Annotated in this window: 23 protein-coding genes; 13 read left to right on the top strand and 10 right to left on the bottom strand. The window is 65.5% G+C overall.

What is annotated here, in order from left to right:
• Positions 1-102: 102 nt before the first annotated feature.
• Together BAY61_RS28660 and BAY61_RS28655 are read left to right on the top strand one after the other, a co-directional pair.
• The gene (locus BAY61_RS28660; protein WP_091803153.1) at positions 103-2,217 is read left to right on the top strand and encodes an MMPL family transporter; all 2,115 of its coding nucleotides are present in this window, start codon (positions 103-105) and stop codon (positions 2,215-2,217) included.
• Positions 2,218-2,270: 53 nt separating this feature from the next.
• Positions 2,271-2,702 (top strand): hypothetical protein, encoded by a 432-nt coding sequence (locus BAY61_RS28655; protein ID WP_091803156.1) that lies wholly within the window; start codon positions 2,271-2,273, stop codon positions 2,700-2,702.
• Positions 2,703-3,113: 411 nt separating this feature from the next.
• Here BAY61_RS28655 and BAY61_RS28650 read toward each other — a convergent pair whose 3' ends face one another.
• Entirely contained in the window at positions 3,114-3,569 is a 456-nt protein-coding gene (locus BAY61_RS28650) for a MarR family winged helix-turn-helix transcriptional regulator (RefSeq protein WP_245865513.1), read from the bottom strand.
• Positions 3,570-3,661: 92 nt separating this feature from the next.
• Here BAY61_RS28650 and BAY61_RS28645 point away from each other — a divergent pair, with 92 nt between their 5' ends.
• The 5 genes from BAY61_RS28645 (at position 3,662) to BAY61_RS28620 (ending at position 8,570) form a co-directional block, all read left to right on the top strand.
• The gene (locus BAY61_RS28645) at positions 3,662-4,627 is read left to right on the top strand and encodes a ring-cleaving dioxygenase (RefSeq protein ID WP_091803162.1); all 966 of its coding nucleotides are present in this window, start codon (positions 3,662-3,664) and stop codon (positions 4,625-4,627) included.
• Positions 4,624-5,232: an alpha/beta hydrolase gene (locus BAY61_RS28640; RefSeq protein ID WP_091803164.1), complete on the top strand. Its 609-nt coding sequence runs from the start codon at positions 4,624-4,626 to the stop codon at positions 5,230-5,232. Before BAY61_RS28645 ends, BAY61_RS28640 begins: the two co-directional genes overlap by 4 nt.
• Before the next feature lie 921 nt (positions 5,233-6,153).
• Positions 6,154-6,396, top strand: a complete 243-nt coding sequence (locus BAY61_RS33975) for a hypothetical protein (protein ID WP_338061465.1) — start codon at positions 6,154-6,156, stop codon at positions 6,394-6,396.
• Positions 6,397-6,466: 70 nt separating this feature from the next.
• Positions 6,467-7,231: an Abi-alpha family protein gene (locus BAY61_RS28625; protein ID WP_091803173.1), complete on the top strand. Its 765-nt coding sequence runs from the start codon at positions 6,467-6,469 to the stop codon at positions 7,229-7,231.
• Positions 7,232-7,313: 82 nt separating this feature from the next.
• Positions 7,314-8,570: a DUF445 domain-containing protein gene (locus BAY61_RS28620; protein ID WP_091803176.1), complete on the top strand. Its 1,257-nt coding sequence runs from the start codon at positions 7,314-7,316 to the stop codon at positions 8,568-8,570.
• Here the strand turns inward: BAY61_RS28620 and BAY61_RS28615 are convergent.
• On the bottom strand, positions 8,567-9,262 hold the full coding sequence (locus BAY61_RS28615) for an alpha/beta fold hydrolase (protein ID WP_091803179.1): 696 nt from the start codon (positions 9,260-9,262) through the stop codon (positions 8,567-8,569). The two genes, BAY61_RS28620 and BAY61_RS28615, sit on opposite strands and share 4 nt — an antisense overlap.
• Positions 9,259-9,759, bottom strand: a complete 501-nt coding sequence (locus BAY61_RS28610) for a pyridoxamine 5'-phosphate oxidase family protein (protein ID WP_245865510.1) — start codon at positions 9,757-9,759, stop codon at positions 9,259-9,261. Before BAY61_RS28610 ends, BAY61_RS28615 begins: the two co-directional genes overlap by 4 nt.
• 79 nt (positions 9,760-9,838) lie before the next feature.
• Between BAY61_RS28610 and BAY61_RS28605 the strand changes: the two genes are divergently transcribed.
• A complete protein-coding gene (locus tag BAY61_RS28605; protein ID WP_091803182.1) occupies positions 9,839-10,498 on the top strand; it encodes a winged helix-turn-helix transcriptional regulator in 660 nt (219 codons plus the stop codon).
• Positions 10,499-10,504: 6 nt separating this feature from the next.
• On the opposite strand, the gene BAY61_RS28600 is transcribed toward BAY61_RS28605, so the two are convergent.
• The gene (locus BAY61_RS28600; protein ID WP_091803185.1) at positions 10,505-10,876 is read right to left on the bottom strand and encodes a glyoxalase superfamily protein; all 372 of its coding nucleotides are present in this window, start codon (positions 10,874-10,876) and stop codon (positions 10,505-10,507) included.
• 132 nt (positions 10,877-11,008) lie between these two features.
• On the opposite strand from BAY61_RS28600, the gene BAY61_RS28595 reads away from it, so the two are divergent.
• On the top strand, positions 11,009-11,515 hold the full coding sequence (locus tag BAY61_RS28595) for a mycothiol transferase (protein WP_091803188.1): 507 nt from the start codon (positions 11,009-11,011) through the stop codon (positions 11,513-11,515).
• Positions 11,516-11,537: 22 nt separating this feature from the next.
• On the opposite strand, the gene BAY61_RS28590 is transcribed toward BAY61_RS28595, so the two are convergent.
• A complete protein-coding gene (locus tag BAY61_RS28590) occupies positions 11,538-12,122 on the bottom strand; it encodes a dihydrofolate reductase family protein (RefSeq protein ID WP_091803190.1) in 585 nt (194 codons plus the stop codon).
• A gap of 91 nt (positions 12,123-12,213) precedes the next feature.
• Positions 12,214-12,783: an HhH-GPD-type base excision DNA repair protein gene (locus tag BAY61_RS28585; protein WP_091803193.1), complete on the bottom strand. Its 570-nt coding sequence runs from the start codon at positions 12,781-12,783 to the stop codon at positions 12,214-12,216.
• Between the two features lie 127 nt (positions 12,784-12,910).
• Between BAY61_RS28585 and BAY61_RS28580 the strand changes: the two genes are divergently transcribed.
• Positions 12,911-13,279 (top strand): ArsR/SmtB family transcription factor, encoded by a 369-nt coding sequence (locus tag BAY61_RS28580; protein ID WP_091803896.1) that lies wholly within the window; start codon positions 12,911-12,913, stop codon positions 13,277-13,279.
• Complete coding sequence (locus tag BAY61_RS28575; protein ID WP_091803196.1) at positions 13,272-13,886, top strand: SRPBCC family protein; 615 nt, start codon at positions 13,272-13,274, stop codon at positions 13,884-13,886. The genes BAY61_RS28580 and BAY61_RS28575 overlap by 8 nt, the downstream gene beginning before the upstream one ends.
• 4 nt (positions 13,887-13,890) lie before the next feature.
• Here the strand turns inward: BAY61_RS28575 and BAY61_RS28570 are convergent, their stop codons facing one another.
• The 3 genes from BAY61_RS28570 to BAY61_RS28560 all read right to left on the bottom strand — a co-directional run bounded on the left by BAY61_RS28570 (position 13,891) and on the right by BAY61_RS28560 (position 15,614).
• On the bottom strand, positions 13,891-14,292 hold the full coding sequence (locus tag BAY61_RS28570) for a VOC family protein (protein WP_091803198.1): 402 nt from the start codon (positions 14,290-14,292) through the stop codon (positions 13,891-13,893).
• Between the two features lie 156 nt (positions 14,293-14,448).
• Positions 14,449-14,679: an SgcJ/EcaC family oxidoreductase gene (locus BAY61_RS28565; RefSeq protein ID WP_211323553.1), complete on the bottom strand. Its 231-nt coding sequence runs from the start codon at positions 14,677-14,679 to the stop codon at positions 14,449-14,451.
• A 56-nt stretch (positions 14,680-14,735) separates the two neighbouring features.
• Positions 14,736-15,614 carry an NAD(P)-dependent oxidoreductase gene (locus BAY61_RS28560; RefSeq protein ID WP_091803201.1) on the bottom strand — a complete coding sequence of 293 codons (879 nt, stop codon included), beginning with the start codon at positions 15,612-15,614 and terminating at the stop codon, positions 14,736-14,738.
• Between the two features lie 120 nt (positions 15,615-15,734).
• On the opposite strand from BAY61_RS28560, the gene BAY61_RS28555 reads away from it, so the two are divergent.
• Complete coding sequence (locus tag BAY61_RS28555) at positions 15,735-16,064, top strand: winged helix-turn-helix transcriptional regulator (protein WP_091803204.1); 330 nt, start codon at positions 15,735-15,737, stop codon at positions 16,062-16,064.
• Between the two features lie 36 nt (positions 16,065-16,100).
• Here the strand turns inward: BAY61_RS28555 and BAY61_RS28550 are convergent, their stop codons facing one another.
• On the bottom strand, positions 16,101-17,357 hold the full coding sequence (locus tag BAY61_RS28550; protein ID WP_143021366.1) for a glycerophosphodiester phosphodiesterase family protein: 1,257 nt from the start codon (positions 17,355-17,357) through the stop codon (positions 16,101-16,103).
• Positions 17,358-17,722: 365 nt separating this feature from the next.
• On the opposite strand from BAY61_RS28550, the gene ectA reads away from it, so the two are divergent.
• A complete protein-coding gene (ectA, locus tag BAY61_RS28545; protein ID WP_091803210.1) occupies positions 17,723-18,274 on the top strand; it encodes a diaminobutyrate acetyltransferase in 552 nt (183 codons plus the stop codon).
• The last annotated feature ends 17 nt before the right edge of the window (positions 18,275-18,291 follow it).

Raw genomic sequence — 18,291 nt, 5'->3', positions numbered from 1 at the left:
CACGGGTGTAAGGGTTTTCCCCCAGGGGTCGACCTCGGTCGCACACCGATTGTTGCCCGTGGCCGGACGCGCCGACGGCCACCGAAGCCGCAGGCTGCGGGTATGCACACACAGTCGCCCACAGTGGCCCCTCGCGGGGTGCCGCACAAGCTCGCCGCGTTCGCGCAACGCAGACGCTGGCTCGCCATCGGTATGTGGATCGCCGTACTCGTCGCGGTCACCGCGGGTTCGCAACTGCTCGGCGCCGACTACCGGGACGACCATTCGCTTCCCGGCACCGAGTCGCAACAGGTGAGTGATGTGCTGGCCAGGCAAGGGGCCGCAGCCGAACAAGCCGAAACCGTGTCGCTGCTCGTCGGCACGGACAACGGCATCGGGCAGTCCCGAGACCGGCTCGATGCCCTGCTTGCCGAAATGCGCACGATGCCTGGTGTCGCCTCGATTGCCGGGTTCGACGCTCCTGATGCCGTTTCCGATGACGGTGCCATCGGCATGGCGACGATCACGCTCACGCCGGGCGCTTCGGCCGACGACGTGCGCGGCCTCATCGACAAGGGCGAAGCCGCGGAAGGGTCCGGACTGCGGGTCGGCCTCGGTGGCGACGCGGCGAGGGAGGCACAGGAAGGTGGGGGAGGTGCCGCTGAGGGCGCCGGCCTGCTCGCAGCGCTGGTGATCCTCGTGTTCATGTTCGGTTCGCTGCTCGCGGCCGCCGTCCCCATCGGGATGGCGTTGCTCGCCGTCGGCAGCACGATCGGCATCATCGGTCTCGTCTCGCACGTCGTCGACGTACCCTCCTACACCCCGCCGTTGATGATGCTTGTCGGGCTCGGCGTCGGTATCGACTACGCGCTGCTCGTGTTCGCGCGGTTCCGAAGTGAACTGCTGGCAGGCGCGGACCGGGACAGGGCGGCGAGAATCGCGCTCGACACCGCTGGGCGGTCCGTGCTGTTCGCGGGGTGTACCGTCATCATCGCGCTGCTGGGATTGCTCGTGCTGGGGCTCGGTTCGTTGCGAGGCGTTGCCTTCGCGGTGGCACTCACCGTTCTGGTGACCATGATCGCGTCCGTGACACTGCTTCCCGCTTTGCTCGCGGTTTTCGGTGCCAGGGTGGAGAAAACGGTTCGCAAGAGGGCGCTGCGCGGCAATGGCGAGCACCGCTGGCGCAGCCTCGGTGCCGCCGTGCAGCGCAGGCCGGTCGTTCCCTTGGTGGTCGCGCTCGCCGCGTTGGGCGCGCTGTCGTTGCCGGCGCTTGACATGCGACTCGGGTTCGCCGATGCCGGAACCGAGGCGGAAAGCTCGACGAGCAGGCAGGCTTACGATCTCACGACGGAAGGTTTCGGCGAGGGTTTCAACGGCCCGCTCGTCGTAGTGTCCGAAGGGGACGGTTCCGGCCTGCGTGCCGCGCTCACCGGAACCGAAGGGGTTGCCGAGGTTTCTCCCGTTTTCCCCTCGGGTGCGGTCAGCACGATTCTCGTCTACCCCGAAACGGCGCCGCAGTCGGAGGAAACGCACGCGTTGCTCGACACGTTGCGCGGCGACGTACTTCCCGGCCTTGCCGAACAGACCGGTGGTACCTATCTCGTCGGCGGTTCCGTCGCGGCGGCGGCCGACTTCGCGCAAGCGGTGAGCGACCGGCTTCCGTTGTTCATCATCGTCGTGGTCGGACTTTCCGCGCTGCTGCTCGCCGCTGTGTTCCGGTCGTTGCTCATCCCGCTCAAGGCGGCCGTACTGAACCTGCTGAGCATCGGAGCCAGCCTCGGTGTCGTCACGCTGGTGTTCGGACAGGGACTGTTCGGTGCGCAACCCGGCCCCATCGAGGCATTCGTTCCGGTGATGATTTTCGCGATCGTCTTCGGGCTTTCCATGGACTACGAGGTGTTCCTCGTCTCGCGGATGCACGAGGAATGGCGGCGAACCGGCAACGCGACGTTGGCCGTGCGGGAAGGACTCGCGACCACGGGCGGGGTCATCACGGCCGCCGCGGCCATCATGATCGTCGTGTTCGGGGCTTTCGTGTTGAGCAGCGACCGGATGTTGCAACAGTTCGGGCTCGGGCTCGCGGTCGCCGTGTTGCTCGACGCGTTCGTGATTCGCTGCCTGATCGTGCCCGCCGTGATGAAGTTGCTCGGTGAGCGGGCTTGGTGGTTGCCGCGATGGCTCGACAAGACATTGCCGGAAGTCGCACTGGAGCCAAAGCTGGTACCCGAGCACAGGTGATGGCTACCCTGCCATGAGGAACGATCCAGCGATCTGGTTTGGGGGCGTTTGTCATGGCCGACGCGCATGCCAAGGGACTGACCGCGCTGAGGGTGGTTCTCGGGTTCAGCTTGTTGGCGACGGGCCTGCACTACACGCACAACACGTTCGCGATCGCGGAGTATCCGCGGATCGAGTGGCTGAGTCTCGGTGCGGCGCAGATTCTGGTCGCCGGCGGCTGGTTCCTGTTCACCGCGGCGGGAATCGCGGGGTACGTGGCCTACACCCGGCGTCGATATTGGGCCGCGCGTGGGCTCTTGTTGTTGTACTCGGTGTCGGGTCTGGTGTCGCTGGGGCATTTCCTTGTCGGACCTGTCGACATCCCGCCGTTCTGGTTCGCGACGATTTATCTCGATGTCGCGGCGGCGGTGGCGGTGTGGGCGTTCGTGGTGTGGTCGGCGGTAGCCGTCGGCGAGCGGGCCGAAGCCCTGGCCCCGAGCCCCTGACCGCAGCCGCAGCCGGGGCGCGCGAGTCCCGCACTCAGACCGGCGAGTTCTGCGTTCGGGACGGTGAGGTCCGCGCCCAGGACGGTGAGATCCGCACCCAGGACGGTGAGGTCCGCGCCCGGGTGCGCGAGATCCGCGTTCGCGTGGCGCGGGCTGATGTTTGGCGGCGGCCGAGGTCATCTGGCGGGTCACGCCCCGGCGAGAGCGCCCTGGCCGCTGGTCGTGGGGCGCGGGTCGCTGGCCGATGGTCGATGGCCGAGCTTGACGTCCGATCGCGGATCCCGTGGGCGCCGACGCGGATCTCGCGCGCGTGAACGCGGATCTTGCGGGCACGGCTGCGGATCTCGCGCGCCTGAGTGCGGATCTCGCCGCTCCGCCCGGCCCGCCCCGCGACCGGCTCGGCGGGATCCGTCAGGCTTCGCCGTTGACCTCGCGCAGCGTGCGCATGGCTTCGGCCAGCGACTGGGAACCGGTGGGACCCAGTGGGCGCAGCACCGCGCGGCGCAGGATGTCCGCCCCCGCCTTCCTCGCCTGCTCGGCGACGTCGCGACCGTGGTCGGTGAGGCAGGCGTAGGTGACGCGCCGGTCCGCCTCGCTCGGGAGCCGGACGATGAGGTCCGCCGCCGCGAGCCGGTCAGCCACCTTGGTGAAACCTCCGCTGGACAGTGCCGCCTCCCTTGCCAGCCGGGTCATGGGCATCCGATGCTCCGGGGAGCGGACGAGCCGGAGCAGGATGTCGAAGGAGGCAGGCGCGAGACCGAACCGTTCGGCGATCTCGCCCATCAGGCGGTCCTGTGTGGCTACGTAGCCTTCGATCACCAAGCCCCACCAGGTGATGATCTCGTCGTCATCGGGTTCGTTCGGCACTCGACCAGCATACCTCAACATCTCTCTGGAATATATCTTGCGAGCGAGAGATTTACCGGCTAGCGTGGGAACACGAGCCGAAGGAGAAGGCCATGTCGTTCCGGACAAGCGGGCTGCATCACGTCACGGCGATCGGCGGAGATCCGCAGCGCAACGCGGACTTCTACGTGCGAACGCTCGGGCTGCGGCTCGTCAAGACCACGGTCAATTTCGACGACCCCGGCACCTATCACCTCTACTACGGCGACGAGTCCGGCAGGCCGGGTACGTTGCTCACCTTCTTCCCGTGGAAGGACGCGCCGAGCGGCAGGATCGGTACCGGACAGGCCACGACGACGGCGTTTTCCGTGCCGGAGCGTTCCCTTGGCTGGTGGCGCGATCACCTCGCCGCCCAGGGCGTCGAGGCAAGCGACGTCGTCACGAGGGACAACGAGGAGACGCTGACGTTTCGTGACCCCGACGGACTCGTGCTCGCGCTCGTCGCGCATCCGCAGGGCGATCCGCGCGACCCGTGGGACACGCCGCTCGTGCCTGGTGAGCATGCCGTCAGGGGGTTGCACTCGGTGACCCTTTCCGTGTCGCGCGAGGACGCGACGGTCGGCACGCTCACTGAAGACCTGGGCCTTTCGTTCGCCGAGGAGGACGGCAACAGGTTCCGGTTCAACGCGGGAGAGGGTGGCCCCGGCGCGATGGTGGACGTGCTCGTCACGCCCGACGCTCCGCGCGGGCTCGTCGCTGCCGGAACCGTCCACCATGTCGCTTGGCGGGCCCCTGACGAGCAGACGCAGGTCGACTGGCGCTCCGAACTGGTCGACCGAGGAGTCTCGGTAACGTCCATTATGGACCGTCAGTACTTCCGTTCCATCTACTTCCGAGAGCCCGGCGGAACGCTGCTTGAGATCGCGACCGACCAGCCAGGATTCTCGATCGACGAGCCACTGCTCGAACTCGGTAAGGCGCTGAAACTGCCGCCATGGCTGGAACCGAACCGGGAGCAGATCGAGGCCGCGCTGCCCAAACTGGACCTTCCCTCCGAGAACAACCCGGCCGGCGCATGACAACGCTCTCGCTCGATCACCGGTTCGTCGAAGGCGATGAGGACGCACCGGTGCTGTTGTTGTTGCACGGCACCGGAAGCGGCCCCGACGACATTCTCGCGCTCGGCAGGGAACTGAGTCCGTCGTCGCCGATGCTCGCACCAGCGGGCCCGGTGTCCGAGAACGGTGCCGCACGGTGGTTCCGACGGCTCGCCGAAGGCGTTTTCGACACCGATGACGTCGTCGTGAGGGCCGGGCAGCTCGCCGATTTCGTGCTTGCCGCCGGTGAGGAGTACGGATTCGCAGGGCGAAGGTTGGTCGCCGCCGGGTTCTCGAACGGCGCGAACATCGCGGCGGCGGTGACGTTGCTGCGGCCTGACGCGCTCAAGGAGGCGATGCTCTTCGCCGCGATGTCGCCGGTGCCCGACCCGCCGACCTTCGATCTGAGCGCGACACGCGTTTTCCTCTCGAACGGGACGAGGGATCCGATGGCCCCGGCGGCTTCGAGCAGGAACCTCGTCTCAATGCTGCGGCAGCGTTCGGCGGATGTGACGGAGGACTGGCACGAGGGAGGTCACCAGATCACCCGTGCGGGGCTGGTGGCCGCGAAGAGCTGGCTGGGTTGAGCGAGTCCGGTGCGGTTTCGGGATACTCAGCCGAGCACTTTCGCTGCCCCTGGGTAATGGGCACGGGCCGATGATTGCGACAATCGAGTGATCAACTTCTGATTTATGTTGCTCTTGGTATTTTCGGGCCGGGTTGGCTCATCGTGTCGCTTCCCACTCGCGGGAAAAACCACCATTCGTATGTTCTTTGCCGTGAGTGCGTCGGTGTGTAAGCATCATCGGCGGCGGAGAAAGTGGTCTTGCCGCAGGTGAGCGCGGCTGTCCTGGTTGGACTGGGGGCGGGCTGGCCTTCAGCCCGAACGGGACGTTCGGGTTGAAAAGCCGGAGCTACCCCGCCTCTGTCAAGTCCTGGAATAATCAGGATATGAGCACGGGTGGCCTTGAAGCGGCCGCTGCGCCCTGGCGGCGAGCCGGTGGCGCGCTGGAGGTTGCTCAGCAGGTTGGCGGGGGTTGCGCGGGTCGCGGCCCGCGGCGGGGCGGACAATCCTTCTGCTGTCGCCGCCGTTATGACGTACCTTCCGGCTAATTGCGTCGGGTTGGAGTACGGAAATTCGTACTCGATTGCCGGAATGCTGCGGCAAACGGCTCAGCCGATAATGAGCGCGTTGATGCTCCTTCCTTTTCTCGATCTATGCTGATTCAGCATTCAACAGTTGAGCGAGGGACGGTGCACGATGAACTTCGGCGACATGGTTGATTGCCCGCGGTGTCACGGCTCCGGGCTGGGCCCCAACCGGAAGGATCCGTGTGGCAACTGCGGAGGACTCGGGCAGGTCCCCAAGTAGCTGCCCGCTCTGTCGTGGCTCCGGAACGCTGTCCTGGCAGCAGCCGCAACCCTCTGGTGTGTTGCGGACGATCGAGATGCCATGTCCCAACGGATGCGGAGGCGAGTGGCGGTACCCGGAGGCGGAGCGCGAACGCGTGATCGAACGGCGGGACAACGGTCGAGACCACTGCGACGACGGCGGCGAACAGGTCGAACATCGAGATCACGACCGGGCCGCAGGTCAGGACACCCCGGACCGGGTCGTCGGCAACGCGGACCAGGCGAACCGGATCGGAGCCGACTTCATCCGGGGCGCGCTGCGCAACTGGGGCTTCCTCGAAAGCAAGGACGACGGTCCTGAGAGTGCGTCCGGGAATCGCCCTCCGTGCGAGCGGTGATGGGCACCGCGCGGCCGGTACGCGATGGTTGCCGGACGCTCTACGTGACGGTCCGAAGTAGCATCGTGGCGTGAAGCCGGAGGATGTCGTACAGCGGGCGGGGAAGGTCGCGGGCTGGGCCGCTCGCGCCGGCTATTCGGTTGGCAAACGTTTGCCAGGAGCCGATGCCGCCGAGCGTGGTCTGCGGGAGCTCGAACGCAAGGCCCTCGGTGAGCTGCGCAGACGTCTTGAAGCCGCGGGTGATCCCTACCTCGCGACGTTGAACAAGGCTCCGACCGTCGCGCGGCACACCTCGGGCGAGCAGCGTCCCGCGCGGACGGTGGCCGTCATCGCCCCGCCGGAGCCGCTGAGAGCGGCGATGGCCGAGCTGCTCAACCGTTCCACCAACTTGGACAGCGCGCGATCGAGGGACTACCTGTACGCCGTCGTCCTGCGACAACTCACTCCCGACGAAGCCCGCATCCTCTCGGCCCTTTCGGACGGTTCGCCGTTCCCCGCCGTCGACGTCGTCGAGCGCACCGGGCTGGGCGCGAGCGGGAGGCTGTTGCTGCGCAACGCCTCGACGGTCGGCAAGGCAGCCGGGGTCTCGCTGCTCGATCACGTTCCGGCCTACGTGTCCCGGCTCGTCGGTTTCGGCCTCGTCGATATCGACGAGGAAGCACCGGCACTGAGCACTCAGTACGAGATCCTGTTGACCGACGAGACCGTGCGGGCCGCGGAACGGATGGTCAAGCGGGCCAAGTTCGTCAGGCACACGGTGCGGATATCCGCTCTCGGGGTGAGCTTCTGGCGGGCCTGCGATCCGACGCGGTCCGGTGAGGAAGCCTTGCGCTAGCAAGGAGAATGCCCTGGCAAGCAGGTGCGTCGCCTGCGCTGCCCGTGTGATCATGGGTCACTCGAACGGGGACGGGTGAGGCATGGGCGACTACCTCGTCGCGATCGCGGACGACTTCGCGCGGCACTGGCCGGTGTATTGCTCCATTCCCGTCGTCGCCGCGCTCATCGGTTATGTCACCAAGCTCGTCGCCATCCGCATGATGTTCCAGCCACTGGAGTACGTAGGGCTCAAGGTTCGGCGCAAGCGGGTCCTCGGCTGGCAGGGCATCGTGCCGAAGCGTGCCGCGCGGATGGCGAGCATCGCGTGCGACACGATGACCGAACAGCTCATCAAGCCGAAGGACGTGGTCGAGCGACTCGATCCGGCCCGCATCGCGGCGGAGATCGAGAAACCGCTGCTCGAAGCGACCGACGAGATCGTCAGGGCGATCGCGGCCGAGTACCAGCCGGGACTGTGGGAATCGCTGCCCAACCGCGTTCAGCGGCTGGTGATCAGCAGAGTGCAGGCCGAGACGCCGCGCATGGTTGCCGGAGTGTTGACCGCCATCAAAGGCGACGTCGAATCGGTCTTCGATCTCAAGGACATGGTGGTCACGAGCCTCGTCAAGGACAAGGCGCTCCTGAACCGCATCTTCCGCGAAGCGGGCCGTGAGGAGTTCCGGTTCATCGCCCGGTCCGGACTCGTGTTCGGCGGCCTGATCGGAATCGTCCAGCTCATCGTCTGGCTGCTGTTCAAGGTCCCCATCATCATGCCGTTGTTCGGGCTGTTCATCGGCTGGTTCACCGACTGGCTCGCGCTGAAGATGATCTTCTATCCGAAGCGCCCCGTGCGATACCTCGGGTTGTTCGAGTGGCAGGGACTTTTCCTCAAGCGAAGGCAAGAGGTCTCGGCTGCCTACGCCGCGCTCATCGCCAAGGAGATCATCACCCCGCACAACGTCATCGAGGCGGTGTTGCGTGGCCCGTTGTCCGACAAGGTGGTCGGCCTCATTCAGCGGCAGGTCGACGACGAACTCGCGAAGCAAGCGAGCTTCGCGAAGCCGCTCGTCGTCATGGCCGTCGGCAGCAGGCGCTATCAGGAGATGAAGCTGCGGATATCCGAGCTGATCATGGCGCGGCTGCCGGAGACCATGAGCTACGTCGAGGATTACGCCGAAGACGCCATGGACATCCGCAACACGCTCGTGGCCAAAATGAAGGAACTCGACGTCGACGAGTTCGAGGGCCTGTTGCGCCCCGCTTTTCAGCAGGACGAGTGGATCCTCATCCTGACCGGCGCCCTGCTTGGCGCGCTCTGCGGCGAGCTACAGGTCCAGGTCGTTCTACATCTGACCTAGGACCGCAGCCGCCAGTAGTCGAGCAGTCTCGTGGCGAGTTCGCGGGGACGGGAGAGCGCGGGAAGATGCCCACCCGGCATTTCGTCCGGAACGATCCCCAGTCGCTCCGCGACCACCCTTCGCTGGAAAGCCGCGGGAAACAGCCGGTCGTCGGCACACAGCAGGAACCTCGTAGGTACGCCGGGCCACGCGGCAAGCGGCCACGGTTTCTCGAACGGCGTTCCCGATTGGTCCTTGTCCCTCGTGAGTGCTTCAGCCTTCACGTCCTCGGGAATGTCGTGCATGAAGAGGGATTCGAGGTCGGGCTCCGCGTCGGGATCGCGGCCCTGTATTACGTCGAGTTCGCGTTGCGCGGCGGGCTGGCCTGTCGCTTCCCACCACGCGCCAGGTGTTTCGCCTGCTTTCGGTGTCATCGCCGCGACGAGGATCAGCAGTTGGACCGGGAGACGTTCGCACACCATCGGCGCGGTGAAACCAGCCATGGACTGCGCGACGAGCACGAGGTTGTCCCTCCGTTCACCGATGGCCGCGACGACGGTGTCCGTGTACTCGTCGAGCCCGGCCCTGTCGTCGTCACAAGGCAGGTCGGGAGTGATGACGTCGTGGCCTTCGGCGCGCAGTAGTGGTGTGACGGCGTGCCAGTACCACGAGTCGGAACCGGCTCCGTGGATGAGCACGAACGTGGCATTCATGATCCACCCGCCAAGACTCCTGGCAGCCGTTGCCGAAAGTCGAGCACGCCAACCCAGGTGGGCCGAAGGGCGATCCGGGCCATCGCGACGCCGGGCTGGTTCACCTGCGCGATTGCCGCCTCCGCCTGTTCCTCGCCGTAGTAGCGCCGCTGTGCCAGCGCGTACTCGTCGAGTATTCCTTCGACCTCGGTGACCGTCGCGGCACCACGAAGCAACAGCACCTCGGGTGGCATCGCGTTGATGTCGATGGTGACCGCGATGTCCGGCTTCGCCGTGATGGCACCGATTTTGTGTGCCCCAGCGAAGGTGGGCAGCACCAGTTCGGTCCCCGTCCAGTGGAACAGCATGGGAACGACTCTCGGCGTGCCGTCCTTGGCCACGTAGGCGACCCTGGCGAGTTCTTTCGAATCGAGCAGTTTCGCGGCGACCTCGGTCCGCAAGAGGCCGACGTCGCCCTGCGGAAGGCGCATGGCCGCGTCGTGGTCGTTGGCTTGCATCGGGAACCTCCTAGATTGGTCCTAAATTAGTACCACTTGGTTCCAAAAGTAAAGTATCTGGTCCGGTTATGCTGTCATCGTGTCAGGGAAACGTCACTACGGCGACGCGTGCGGCGTCGCGCGTGCGCTGGATGTCCTCGGTGAGCGCTGGACATTGTTGATCGTGCGCGAACTGTTGCTCGGCCCGAAGCGGTTCACCGATCTGCGAGCAGGGTTGCCGAACGCGAGCCAGAACGTGTTGTCCCACCGGCTTCGCGAGTTGACCGAGAACGGCATCGTCGTTCACCGCAGGCTCGGCCCTCCCGCGAGGGTCGCAGGCTACGAACTGACCGAGCGTGGTCGTGAGCTGGAGCCGGTCCTGTTCGCTCTCGCCGGCTGGGGTAGCCGGGTACCGCTCGACGAGGCGACGGAACTGAGCGCCGATGCCCTCATGCTCGCCCTGCGCACGACGTTCTCCCCGCGCGACGCGCAGGCGATGACCTGCGAGCTGCGGGTCGACGGTGATCGGTTCGTTGCCGATGTGGCCGAAGGGGAGTTGACGATATCCCGTTTGCCGGTGTCGATGACGGCTTCGCCCGACGTCGTCATCGACACCGACGTCGCGACGCTGCGCTCACTCGCCTTCGGAGGCAGACGTCTCGGCGGGGCGTTGCGCCGTCGCACGGTGTCACTCGAAGGCGAGCGGGCGATGGCGGAGAGCTTTCTCGCGTGTTTCCAGCGCCCCGCCGCGGCTTCCTGACGCGGGCTACCTCGACGGCAGTTGCTGCAATGCGAAGGTGTTGCCGTCGGGGTCGGAGAAGAACACGAACCTTCCCCACGGCTGGTCGTCGACCGGAGTGACCGCAACGCCCCTGCTTGCCAGCTCGTCGTGTGCCGCGTCGGCGTCGTCGACAACGAGGGTCACGCTCTTGACCGAGCCGACAGGCAGGTCGTCGACGATGCCGGTCCCGAAGCAGATCGAGCAGGCCGAGCCCGGCGGGGTGAGCTGCACGAACCGCAGGTTTTCGTTCACTTGGTGGTCGTGGTCGACGTGAAAGCCGACCTGGTCGGCGTAGAACGCCTTTGCTTTGTCCACATCGGACACAGGGATGCCGATGAGCTCGATTCGGTAATCCATGGACATGACTCCTTTCCGTGCTCCGCGACGGTATGCGGCACAGCGGTCACTTTCCGGCCTGAATTGGGAACTGGGCCGGTGTCATTGTCGGAGTGTCCGGCAGCGGGCGCCGAGATGAAACACAATTGGCGGATGGGAAGTGTGGAGTTGTTGACGGACGCCTTCGGGCGGATCGCGGAGAGCGTCAACGGGGCGGTCGACGGCTTGGACGCGGACGCGTTGAGCTATCGGATCGACGAGGAAGCCAACTCGATCGCATGGCTCGTCTGGCACCTCAGCAGAGTGCAGGACGACCACATCGCCGACGTCGCGGGACTGGAGCAGGTCTGGACGGCGAAGGGCTGGGCCGATCGGTTCGCGCTCGACCTGCCTGTCGAGGACACCGGGTATGGGCACACGAGCGATCAGGTCGCCGCAGTGAAGGTCGATTCGCCGAAGCTGCTCAGCGGTTACCACGATGCGGTGTTCCGGCAGACCGTCGACTACGTGAGCGGGCTCGACGACGCCGACCTCGATCTGATCGTGGACGAGTACTGGGACCCGCCCGTCACATTGGGAGTCCGGCTGATCAGCGTGATCGGCGACGATCTCCAGCATGCCGGGCAGGCGGAGTTCATCAGGGGCATCGTGTTGCGCTGACCCGCGGCGGAGGTGTGGCTCGTCAGGCGGAGTTCGCGTAACTGAGGATCACCACGCCACTGGGAGTGGTCGTGGTGCCCGTCAGGGTGAATCGTGAGGGTTGCCCGGCCTCGCCGAACATGCGCTTGCCGGATCCGAGCGTGACGGGGAACAGCAGGAGCCGGTACTCGTCGATGAGGTCGTGTTCGGCCAAAGCCCGGATGAGGGTGCCGGAGCCGAAGCTGACGAGTTCCCCGTCGAGTCGTCGTTTGAGGCCGTTGACGGCGGAGGGCAGGTCGTCATCGAGGCGGAACGAGTTGTTCCAGGCGAGGGCGCGGTGAGAGCGGGTGACCACGTATTTCGGCATGCGGTTCATAGCCTCGACGGCCTTTTCGCTCTCGTCGGCTCCTGACCAGGCTTCGGTGAGGATGTCGTAGGAACGCCTGCCCAGCAGCAGGCCCTCGGCGTTGGTCGTCGTTGTGCGCATGTACTCGGCGACCGTGGCGTCGCTGTAGGGGGTGACCCAGCCGCCATGGGAGAAACCGCCGTCCCTGTCCTCGTCAGACGACAGTGGTGCCTGGATCACCCCGTCGAGGCTGACGAAGTTGACGACGACCAGTTGCCCCATGGTGATTCCCCTCGATGTCGCGCGGACTTGTGTTCGTGGCGCGAGGGTAGCGGGCGGGGCGGACAGTCCTGGGGCGCTGATACGTGCGGGGCTACTTCGCCGCCGCTTTGGCCGCCTTCTTGAACGCGCGGACCTCGGCGAGCGATTCGGGGCCGGTCACGTCGGCGATCGAACGCCGGGAGCCGTCCTCGCCGTAGGCACCGGCGGCCTCGCGCCAGCCGTCCGGACTGACTCCGCGCTGCTTACCGAGTAACGCGAGGAAGATCCGTGCTTTCTGGTCGCCGTAGCCGGGCAAGGCTTTCAGTCTCTTGAGGACCTCCTTGCCGTCGGGCTTGCCTTCCTGCCAGATCGCTTCTGTTTTGCCGCCGTAGTTGTCGACGATGTACTGGGCCAGCGCGTGGACCCGCTTGCCCATCGAACCGCCGTACCGATGGATGGCAGGTTTCTCGACGCACAACTCCACGAAGCTGTCGAGATCGGACTCGGCGATCCTGGTGACGCTGAAACCGCCCATCCGGTCGGCGATCTTCTTCGGGCCGGCGAAGGCCACCTCCATGGCGACCTGCTGATCGAGCAGCATTCCGGTGAGCAGGGCGAACGGGTCGTCGCTCAGCAGTTTGTCGGCGTCGGCATCGCCGGTCAGGTGGAGGTTCTTGGCCATGGTCCAAGCATCGCACGAGTATTCGCGTCACGTCAGGGCGTTCCCCGGCGCGGTGTACGGAGCCCAAAGAGACGAACCCCTTCTTGCCGTCTTGACTTATATAAGTCAAGGCGGCAAGAATGAGATGGTGCACGCGTTCGACGTTCTCGGTGACCCGGTGCGCCGCCGGATACTGGAACTGCTCGCCGACGGCGAGCAGACCTCGGGTGCGATCACCGCTATCGTGAGACAGGAATTCGGAATCTCCCAGTCGGGAGTGTCGCAACACTTGAGAGTGTTGCGGGACAACGGTTTCACGACCGTGCGTGCACAAGGAACCCGTCGTTTGTATGCGGTCGACACCGCATCCCTGCAAGAGGCCGACCTGTGGCTGAACCAGTTCCGCAGGTTCTGGAACCAACACCTCGACGCACTCGCCACCGAGGTCGCGAGAGGAAAACGGCGACGGCGCGACACCACGGAAGCCAAGCAAGGCAGGAGTGACCCCCATGACTGACAAGCCCGACAACGCCGAAGTCGTCCGCCGCGCGGTTGGTACGCGCCCACTCGCCGACGGACTGGGCCGGGTGCTCTCGATCAGCAGGGTGTACGACACGGACATCGACGACCTGTGGGAAGCGTGTACCGACCCCGCCCGCCTTCGCCGCTGGTTTCTCCCCGTGACGGGTGAACTCCGGCTTGGCGGTCGCTATCACCTCGAAGGCAACGCCAGCGGCACGGTCGAGCGGTGCGATCCGCCGAACGGGTTCTCCGCGACGTGGGAATACGACGGCACGAGCTGGATCGATGTCGCCCTGACCACCGAGTCCGAAGGCCGGACCCGGTTCGACCTCGTGCACATCGCTCCCGAGACCGAGCATTGGGAGCAGTACGGTCCTGGCGCGGCCGGTATCGGTTGGGACATCAGCCTCCTTCGGCTGGCCGTTCACCTTTCCGGAAGCGAGGTCGAACCGGAAGAGGAGTGGGCGGCCACGGAAGGAGGTCGCCGGTTCATGCTGGAGGCAGGCGACAGCTGGTGCGAGGCCGACGTCGTCGCCGGTACCGACCCTGCCGTCGCCGAAGCCGCCGCCGAGCGGACCAAAGCCGCCTACGCAGGCAGTTGACCGTTCACGTCGCGGGGGCGGCGAGCACCTGCCACACATGGCCGTCGAGGTCGGTGCACGTGGCCTCGTAGCCCCACGGCCGCGAGGCAGGCTCACCGAGAACTTCGCCACCCGCTTGCCGCACCCGCTCGATGACCTCGACGACCTCGGCCTCGTCAGCGACCGTCATGGTGAACAGGCATTCACTGACCCCGCGCTCCGCGACTTCGCGCTCGCCGAGCACCCAGCCGAAGCCTCCCGTCGGAATGAGCGTCAGTTCGACGCCCTCCCCGAGCCGAAAACTCAATGGCTCGGGAACGCCGTCCTCGGCAGGCTCCCCGATCGGGTCGAAGCCGAGAACGTCGCGGTAGAAGTCCATCGCGCGATGGCGGTCGGCGATGGGGAGGGTGACGGCGAGCGGGGACATGGTGCTCCAATCCTTCGGTACGAGTATCAACTCATACGTCCGGCACCGGTCGAACTCATCGGTGGGCCGAGTCGGCGGGAGATCAGTCGTCCGTGTCGTCGAGCACGCCGATGTTCTGGCAGGCCGTGAGCAGCCATCGCCCCTCTTCTTTCGCCATCACCCACAGCGGACTGCCCCGCCGGGAAGCACCTGGCGGGTGAAGGTCGCGATCGCGTCGAGGCCGTAAAGTCGTTTGCCCCCGCCTGTTGTCCAGATCGCGTCGTGCCTGAACAGGCTGAGGAACTCGTCGGGGAGCTCGTTGTTCTGTGCGTGCTCGGCGATGGCTACGACCTTTTTGATCGCCGCGATGTCGCCTTGGGTGGACTGCGTTTCGATGTCGGTGCTCATGACACCCACCTTCGAACATCGACTTCACTTGATGTCAAGGTGAATTTTCGGAAGCGCTAGGCCGTCCGGCTTTTGAGAACTTCCGTCAACGCGGAGATGCTGTGGTTGCCGTGACCTGCTTCGACGGCGCGTTCGAGGAGGTCGTGAAAAGGCTTGTGCCAGGCCGTGTCGAGATTTGCCTCCTTCGCGAACTCCTCGTCCTGGGCGATGGAGGAGTGGAAGAGGTTCACGGAGGAGGCGGCTTTGCCGTAGTCACCGCTGTCGATCTCCTCGGCGAATCCGGGAAGGATCGCACTGATCATCTCGAACCACTTCGCGCTGTACCTGACCATCGAAGCCGCCGTGAGGCCGCGGGCTTGCATGGCGGCGGCACCCTGGAAGAAGCCGACGAGCGCTGGTAGCAGCGTGCTTCCCACCGCCATCTCGTACAGCGCGGCGAGGTCCACCTCCGCGCCGAGGTGGACGGTGTCGCCACCGAGCACTCGCAGCGTCGATTCGAACTCGGTGAAGACACTCTCGTCGCCGCCGTAGTAGAGCAGGGTGTCTTTGGCGCCAACCGCGGATGGCACGTTCTTGACCGCCCCGTCGAGGTAGCGCGCGCCGTGTCCGTGCGCCCATTCGGCCATGTTCCTCGCCGCGGCCGGTGAGCCGCTGTTGAGCGCCACCAGCGCGCGCCCTTCGAGCGCGGCAGCCGCGGGCCCCATGGCGTCGATGGTGTCCTCGTACGAGGTCAGGCAGGTGATGACCAGCGGGCTCGCCGTGATCGCCTTGTTCATCGTGCGCGCGTGAAGAGCGCCTCTGGCCACCAGCGGCGCGGCCTTCGCGGCGGTTCTGTTCCAGACGGTGGTCGGGTGTCCGGCATCGACGAATGCCTCGGCGAGTGCCGTGCCCATCGAGCCGAGTCCGATCACCGTCACGGGGTGTTGCCCGGTCATACGTTTGCCCCTGTTCGAAAGCGGGAGATCGTCGGTTGCCTTTTCAGCCTGCGAGGGAGCAAACTTTTCTGCAAGTACCGACAATTTTGTCGGGTACTTACATTTTTGTCAGGGAGCGCGATGAAGAAGCGGAGCTACACCTGCGGGCTCGACGCCGCGATCGACGTCATGGGAGGCAAGTGGAAGGGGCTGATCCTCTTCTGGCTCGGCGAAGGACCGCTGCGATTCGGGGAGTTGCGCCGGACGGTGTCCGGGATCAGCGAGCGGGTGCTGATCCTGCAACTCCGGGAGCTGGAGGCAAGCGGCCTGGTGCACCGCGAGGTCCATCATCAGGTGCCGCCGAAGGTGGAGTATTCGCTGACCGACTTCGGTCGCTCGCTCATCACCGCACTCGCTCCGCTCGGTGAGTGGGGCGAGGAGAACATGGACCGGCTTGAGGCACTTCCGTGAGTGGTGGGACCGGTGCCGGTCCCACCATCAGGCGTCTCAGGGCACGATGTAGGAGAAGCTGTCGAGCAGCTTGTGCCGCGGGTCGTACACGGAAACGGTGTCGCCGCCGGTGTTGTTGAGGAATCCCGTCGTCAACCCGTTGTAGTAGGCGTCGCCGGTGTTGGTTCCCGGCCCGACGTACACCCGCAGCAGGCTGCCTGGCCTCAGCACGTATCCCTCACCGATGCGCAGCAGATTCGTCGCCTGGTCGCGAAGGTGGTAGCCGCTGACGTCGATCGGCTTGCGGGTGGCGTTGCGCAGGGTCACGTGCTCGCCGGTTTCCGGCTGCACGTCGTCACCGCTCGGATTGGGGAACACGTGGTCCACGACGATGCCGTTCGCGTGGGGGAAGGGCTTCTTGCCCTCGGTGACCCTTCGTGCGGTCGAGGGGAAGTTCGTCACGATCCAGTCGTAGCCCTGTAGGGAGGCCATCTCGATCTGGGATGGACTGTCGACGGGGTCACTGATCACGCGCAGGCCACGCGAGTGTGCCCTTTCGACGTCGGCGGCGCCGGTGACCCTCGGATGCGCGAAGACCCCGATCGTCCAGTCCGCCAGCCGGTCGAGCTCGGCGTCGTCGAGCATCCTGCCCCCGGTCAACACCGCGAGCTGCACCTTGGGCGCGGTCCGGTGGAATTCCTTGAGCGCTCCCTCGTCGCGCGAGTGCACCATGACGCGGTAGGCGCCGGAACGCAGCACGGCACCGTCGGCGAGTCCGGCCGCCTTCAGTTCCCTCGCGAGTTTCGTCGCGACGCCCTCGCTGTTCTCCGGCGCCTTCAGCTCAAGGGTGAGCCCTACCTTTCCCCTGTTGGTCCGCAGCAGTTCGGCGACGGTGGGAACGCGTTCTCCGGCGAACCTGGGGTGGAACCACGATCCGGCGTCGAGTCGTTTGAGCTCGGCGAGGGTGAACTGGCCGACTCGCCACGGTGCGCGTTCGGGAAAGACGGTTTCGACGTCGGTCGTACGTTCCAGAGTGTCGTCGTGAACGAGGACCAGTTCGCCGTCAGCCGTGAGCTGGACGTCTCCTTCGAGGACATCGGCGCCTTCCGACAGTGCCTGCCGGTAACTCGCGACGGTCTCCTCCGGCGCCAGACCTGGTGAGCCTCTGTGCGCGGTGACGATGGCGTGGCCCCGGTTCGGTTGCCGTGCGGCTTCGGTTGCTTCGACGGCCTCGGGAGTACCGCGGCCGAGCGCGGTCGTTCCGACGATCACCCCCGCGACGGACGCCGTGACGAGTGTTACAGTTGCCGCCACCCTGCCAAGGGCGCGCGAACGTTGACCCACTTCGACTCCCAGTGTTCGTCAATGTGACCCGACGATCGTGCCGAGGTGTGATGGCAACGCGGAAACATTCAGTGAAATCCTCACCAAACGGACGCTGACACACAGTGTTCGTCCGACTGCCCTCTCGCGTATGAAGTCCGCTGCCACTAACGTGCAAGCGGGCGCTGGATTAGTCAGCGGCGATCTGTTCTGCGCTTCATTATCACAGGTCAGGGCATGATCGGTACCTTTCTGTCGGCATTCTCACAGGTGTTTCTGAGTCATTGCAGGTAGGTCGCCATGCTGTGACGGCGCTGGGCTGAATCGAGTAACGCACTCTGTTACGTTGCTTGAATATGTCCGGAAAGCACTCAATGCGTGCCAACGGCGATAATCAATCGGCGGATGGTGCTGGCTCTGCTGGTCACGTCGTGATCGAATCGCCTTCAAAAGCAGACGGCGCCGCGCTATGGCGAATAGCACGTGATTCGAAAAAGCTGGATCTCAACTCGTCTTACGCTTACGTGCTGTGGTGTCTTGATTTCGCGGACACCTCGGTTGTCGCGAGAGTCGACGGAAAAACTGTGGGCTTCGTCATCGGCTACCGCAGGCCCGCTGTCGCCGACGCGGCGCTGGTATGGCAGGTCGCCGTCGATGACAGTCAGCGAGGACGAGGGCTCGCGGGCAAGATGCTCGATGCCCTTTTCGCGCGCCTCGCGGACGAGGGAGTGCGGTACCTCGACACGACGATCACGCCCGACAACGAGGCTTCGATCCGGTTGTTCGAGTCATTCGCCAAGCGCTGGGAAGCCACGTTGGAACGCTCGCCGCTACTTGCGGCCGACGATTTTCCGGATACGCATGAGCGGGAAGACCTATTTCATATCGGTCCACTCAAGCGTGCCTGATAGTCAGCGCGATAAGT

Origin of the sequence: Prauserella marina (assembly GCF_002240355.1) — a bacterium.
Taxonomy (GTDB): domain Bacteria; phylum Actinomycetota; class Actinomycetes; order Mycobacteriales; family Pseudonocardiaceae; genus Prauserella_A; species Prauserella_A marina.
This window is presented reverse-complemented; position numbering and strand designations above follow the sequence as displayed.

What these genes read in the sequence shown, in the direction of transcription:
- BAY61_RS28660 (WP_091803153.1), top strand. Translation starts at nt 103, where the DNA reads ATGCACACACAGTCGCCCACAGTGGCCCCTCGCGGGGTGCCGCACAAG.
- BAY61_RS28655 (WP_091803156.1), top strand. Translation starts at nt 2,271, where the DNA reads ATGGCCGACGCGCATGCCAAGGGACTGACCGCGCTGAGGGTGGTTCTC.
- BAY61_RS28645 (WP_091803162.1), top strand. Translation starts at nt 3,662, where the DNA reads ATGTCGTTCCGGACAAGCGGGCTGCATCACGTCACGGCGATCGGCGGA.
- BAY61_RS28640 (WP_091803164.1), top strand. Translation starts at nt 4,624, where the DNA reads ATGACAACGCTCTCGCTCGATCACCGGTTCGTCGAAGGCGATGAGGAC.
- BAY61_RS28620 (WP_091803176.1), top strand. Translation starts at nt 7,314, where the DNA reads ATGGGCGACTACCTCGTCGCGATCGCGGACGACTTCGCGCGGCACTGG.
- BAY61_RS28615 (WP_091803179.1), bottom strand. Translation starts at nt 9,262, where the DNA reads ATGAATGCCACGTTCGTGCTCATCCACGGAGCCGGTTCCGACTCGTGG.
- BAY61_RS28610 (WP_245865510.1), bottom strand. Translation starts at nt 9,759, where the DNA reads ATGCAAGCCAACGACCACGACGCGGCCATGCGCCTTCCGCAGGGCGAC.
- BAY61_RS28600 (WP_091803185.1), bottom strand. Translation starts at nt 10,876, where the DNA reads ATGGATTACCGAATCGAGCTCATCGGCATCCCTGTGTCCGATGTGGAC.
- BAY61_RS28595 (WP_091803188.1), top strand. Translation starts at nt 11,009, where the DNA reads ATGGGAAGTGTGGAGTTGTTGACGGACGCCTTCGGGCGGATCGCGGAG.
- BAY61_RS28590 (WP_091803190.1), bottom strand. Translation starts at nt 12,122, where the DNA reads ATGGGGCAACTGGTCGTCGTCAACTTCGTCAGCCTCGACGGGGTGATC.
- BAY61_RS28585 (WP_091803193.1), bottom strand. Translation starts at nt 12,783, where the DNA reads ATGGCCAAGAACCTCCACCTGACCGGCGATGCCGACGCCGACAAACTG.
- BAY61_RS28575 (WP_091803196.1), top strand. Translation starts at nt 13,272, where the DNA reads ATGACTGACAAGCCCGACAACGCCGAAGTCGTCCGCCGCGCGGTTGGT.
- BAY61_RS28570 (WP_091803198.1), bottom strand. Translation starts at nt 14,292, where the DNA reads ATGTCCCCGCTCGCCGTCACCCTCCCCATCGCCGACCGCCATCGCGCG.
- BAY61_RS28565 (WP_211323553.1), bottom strand. Translation starts at nt 14,679, where the DNA reads ATGAGCACCGACATCGAAACGCAGTCCACCCAAGGCGACATCGCGGCG.
- BAY61_RS28560 (WP_091803201.1), bottom strand. Translation starts at nt 15,614, where the DNA reads ATGACCGGGCAACACCCCGTGACGGTGATCGGACTCGGCTCGATGGGC.
- BAY61_RS28555 (WP_091803204.1), top strand. Translation starts at nt 15,735, where the DNA reads ATGAAGAAGCGGAGCTACACCTGCGGGCTCGACGCCGCGATCGACGTC.
- ectA (WP_091803210.1), top strand. Translation starts at nt 17,723, where the DNA reads ATGTCCGGAAAGCACTCAATGCGTGCCAACGGCGATAATCAATCGGCG.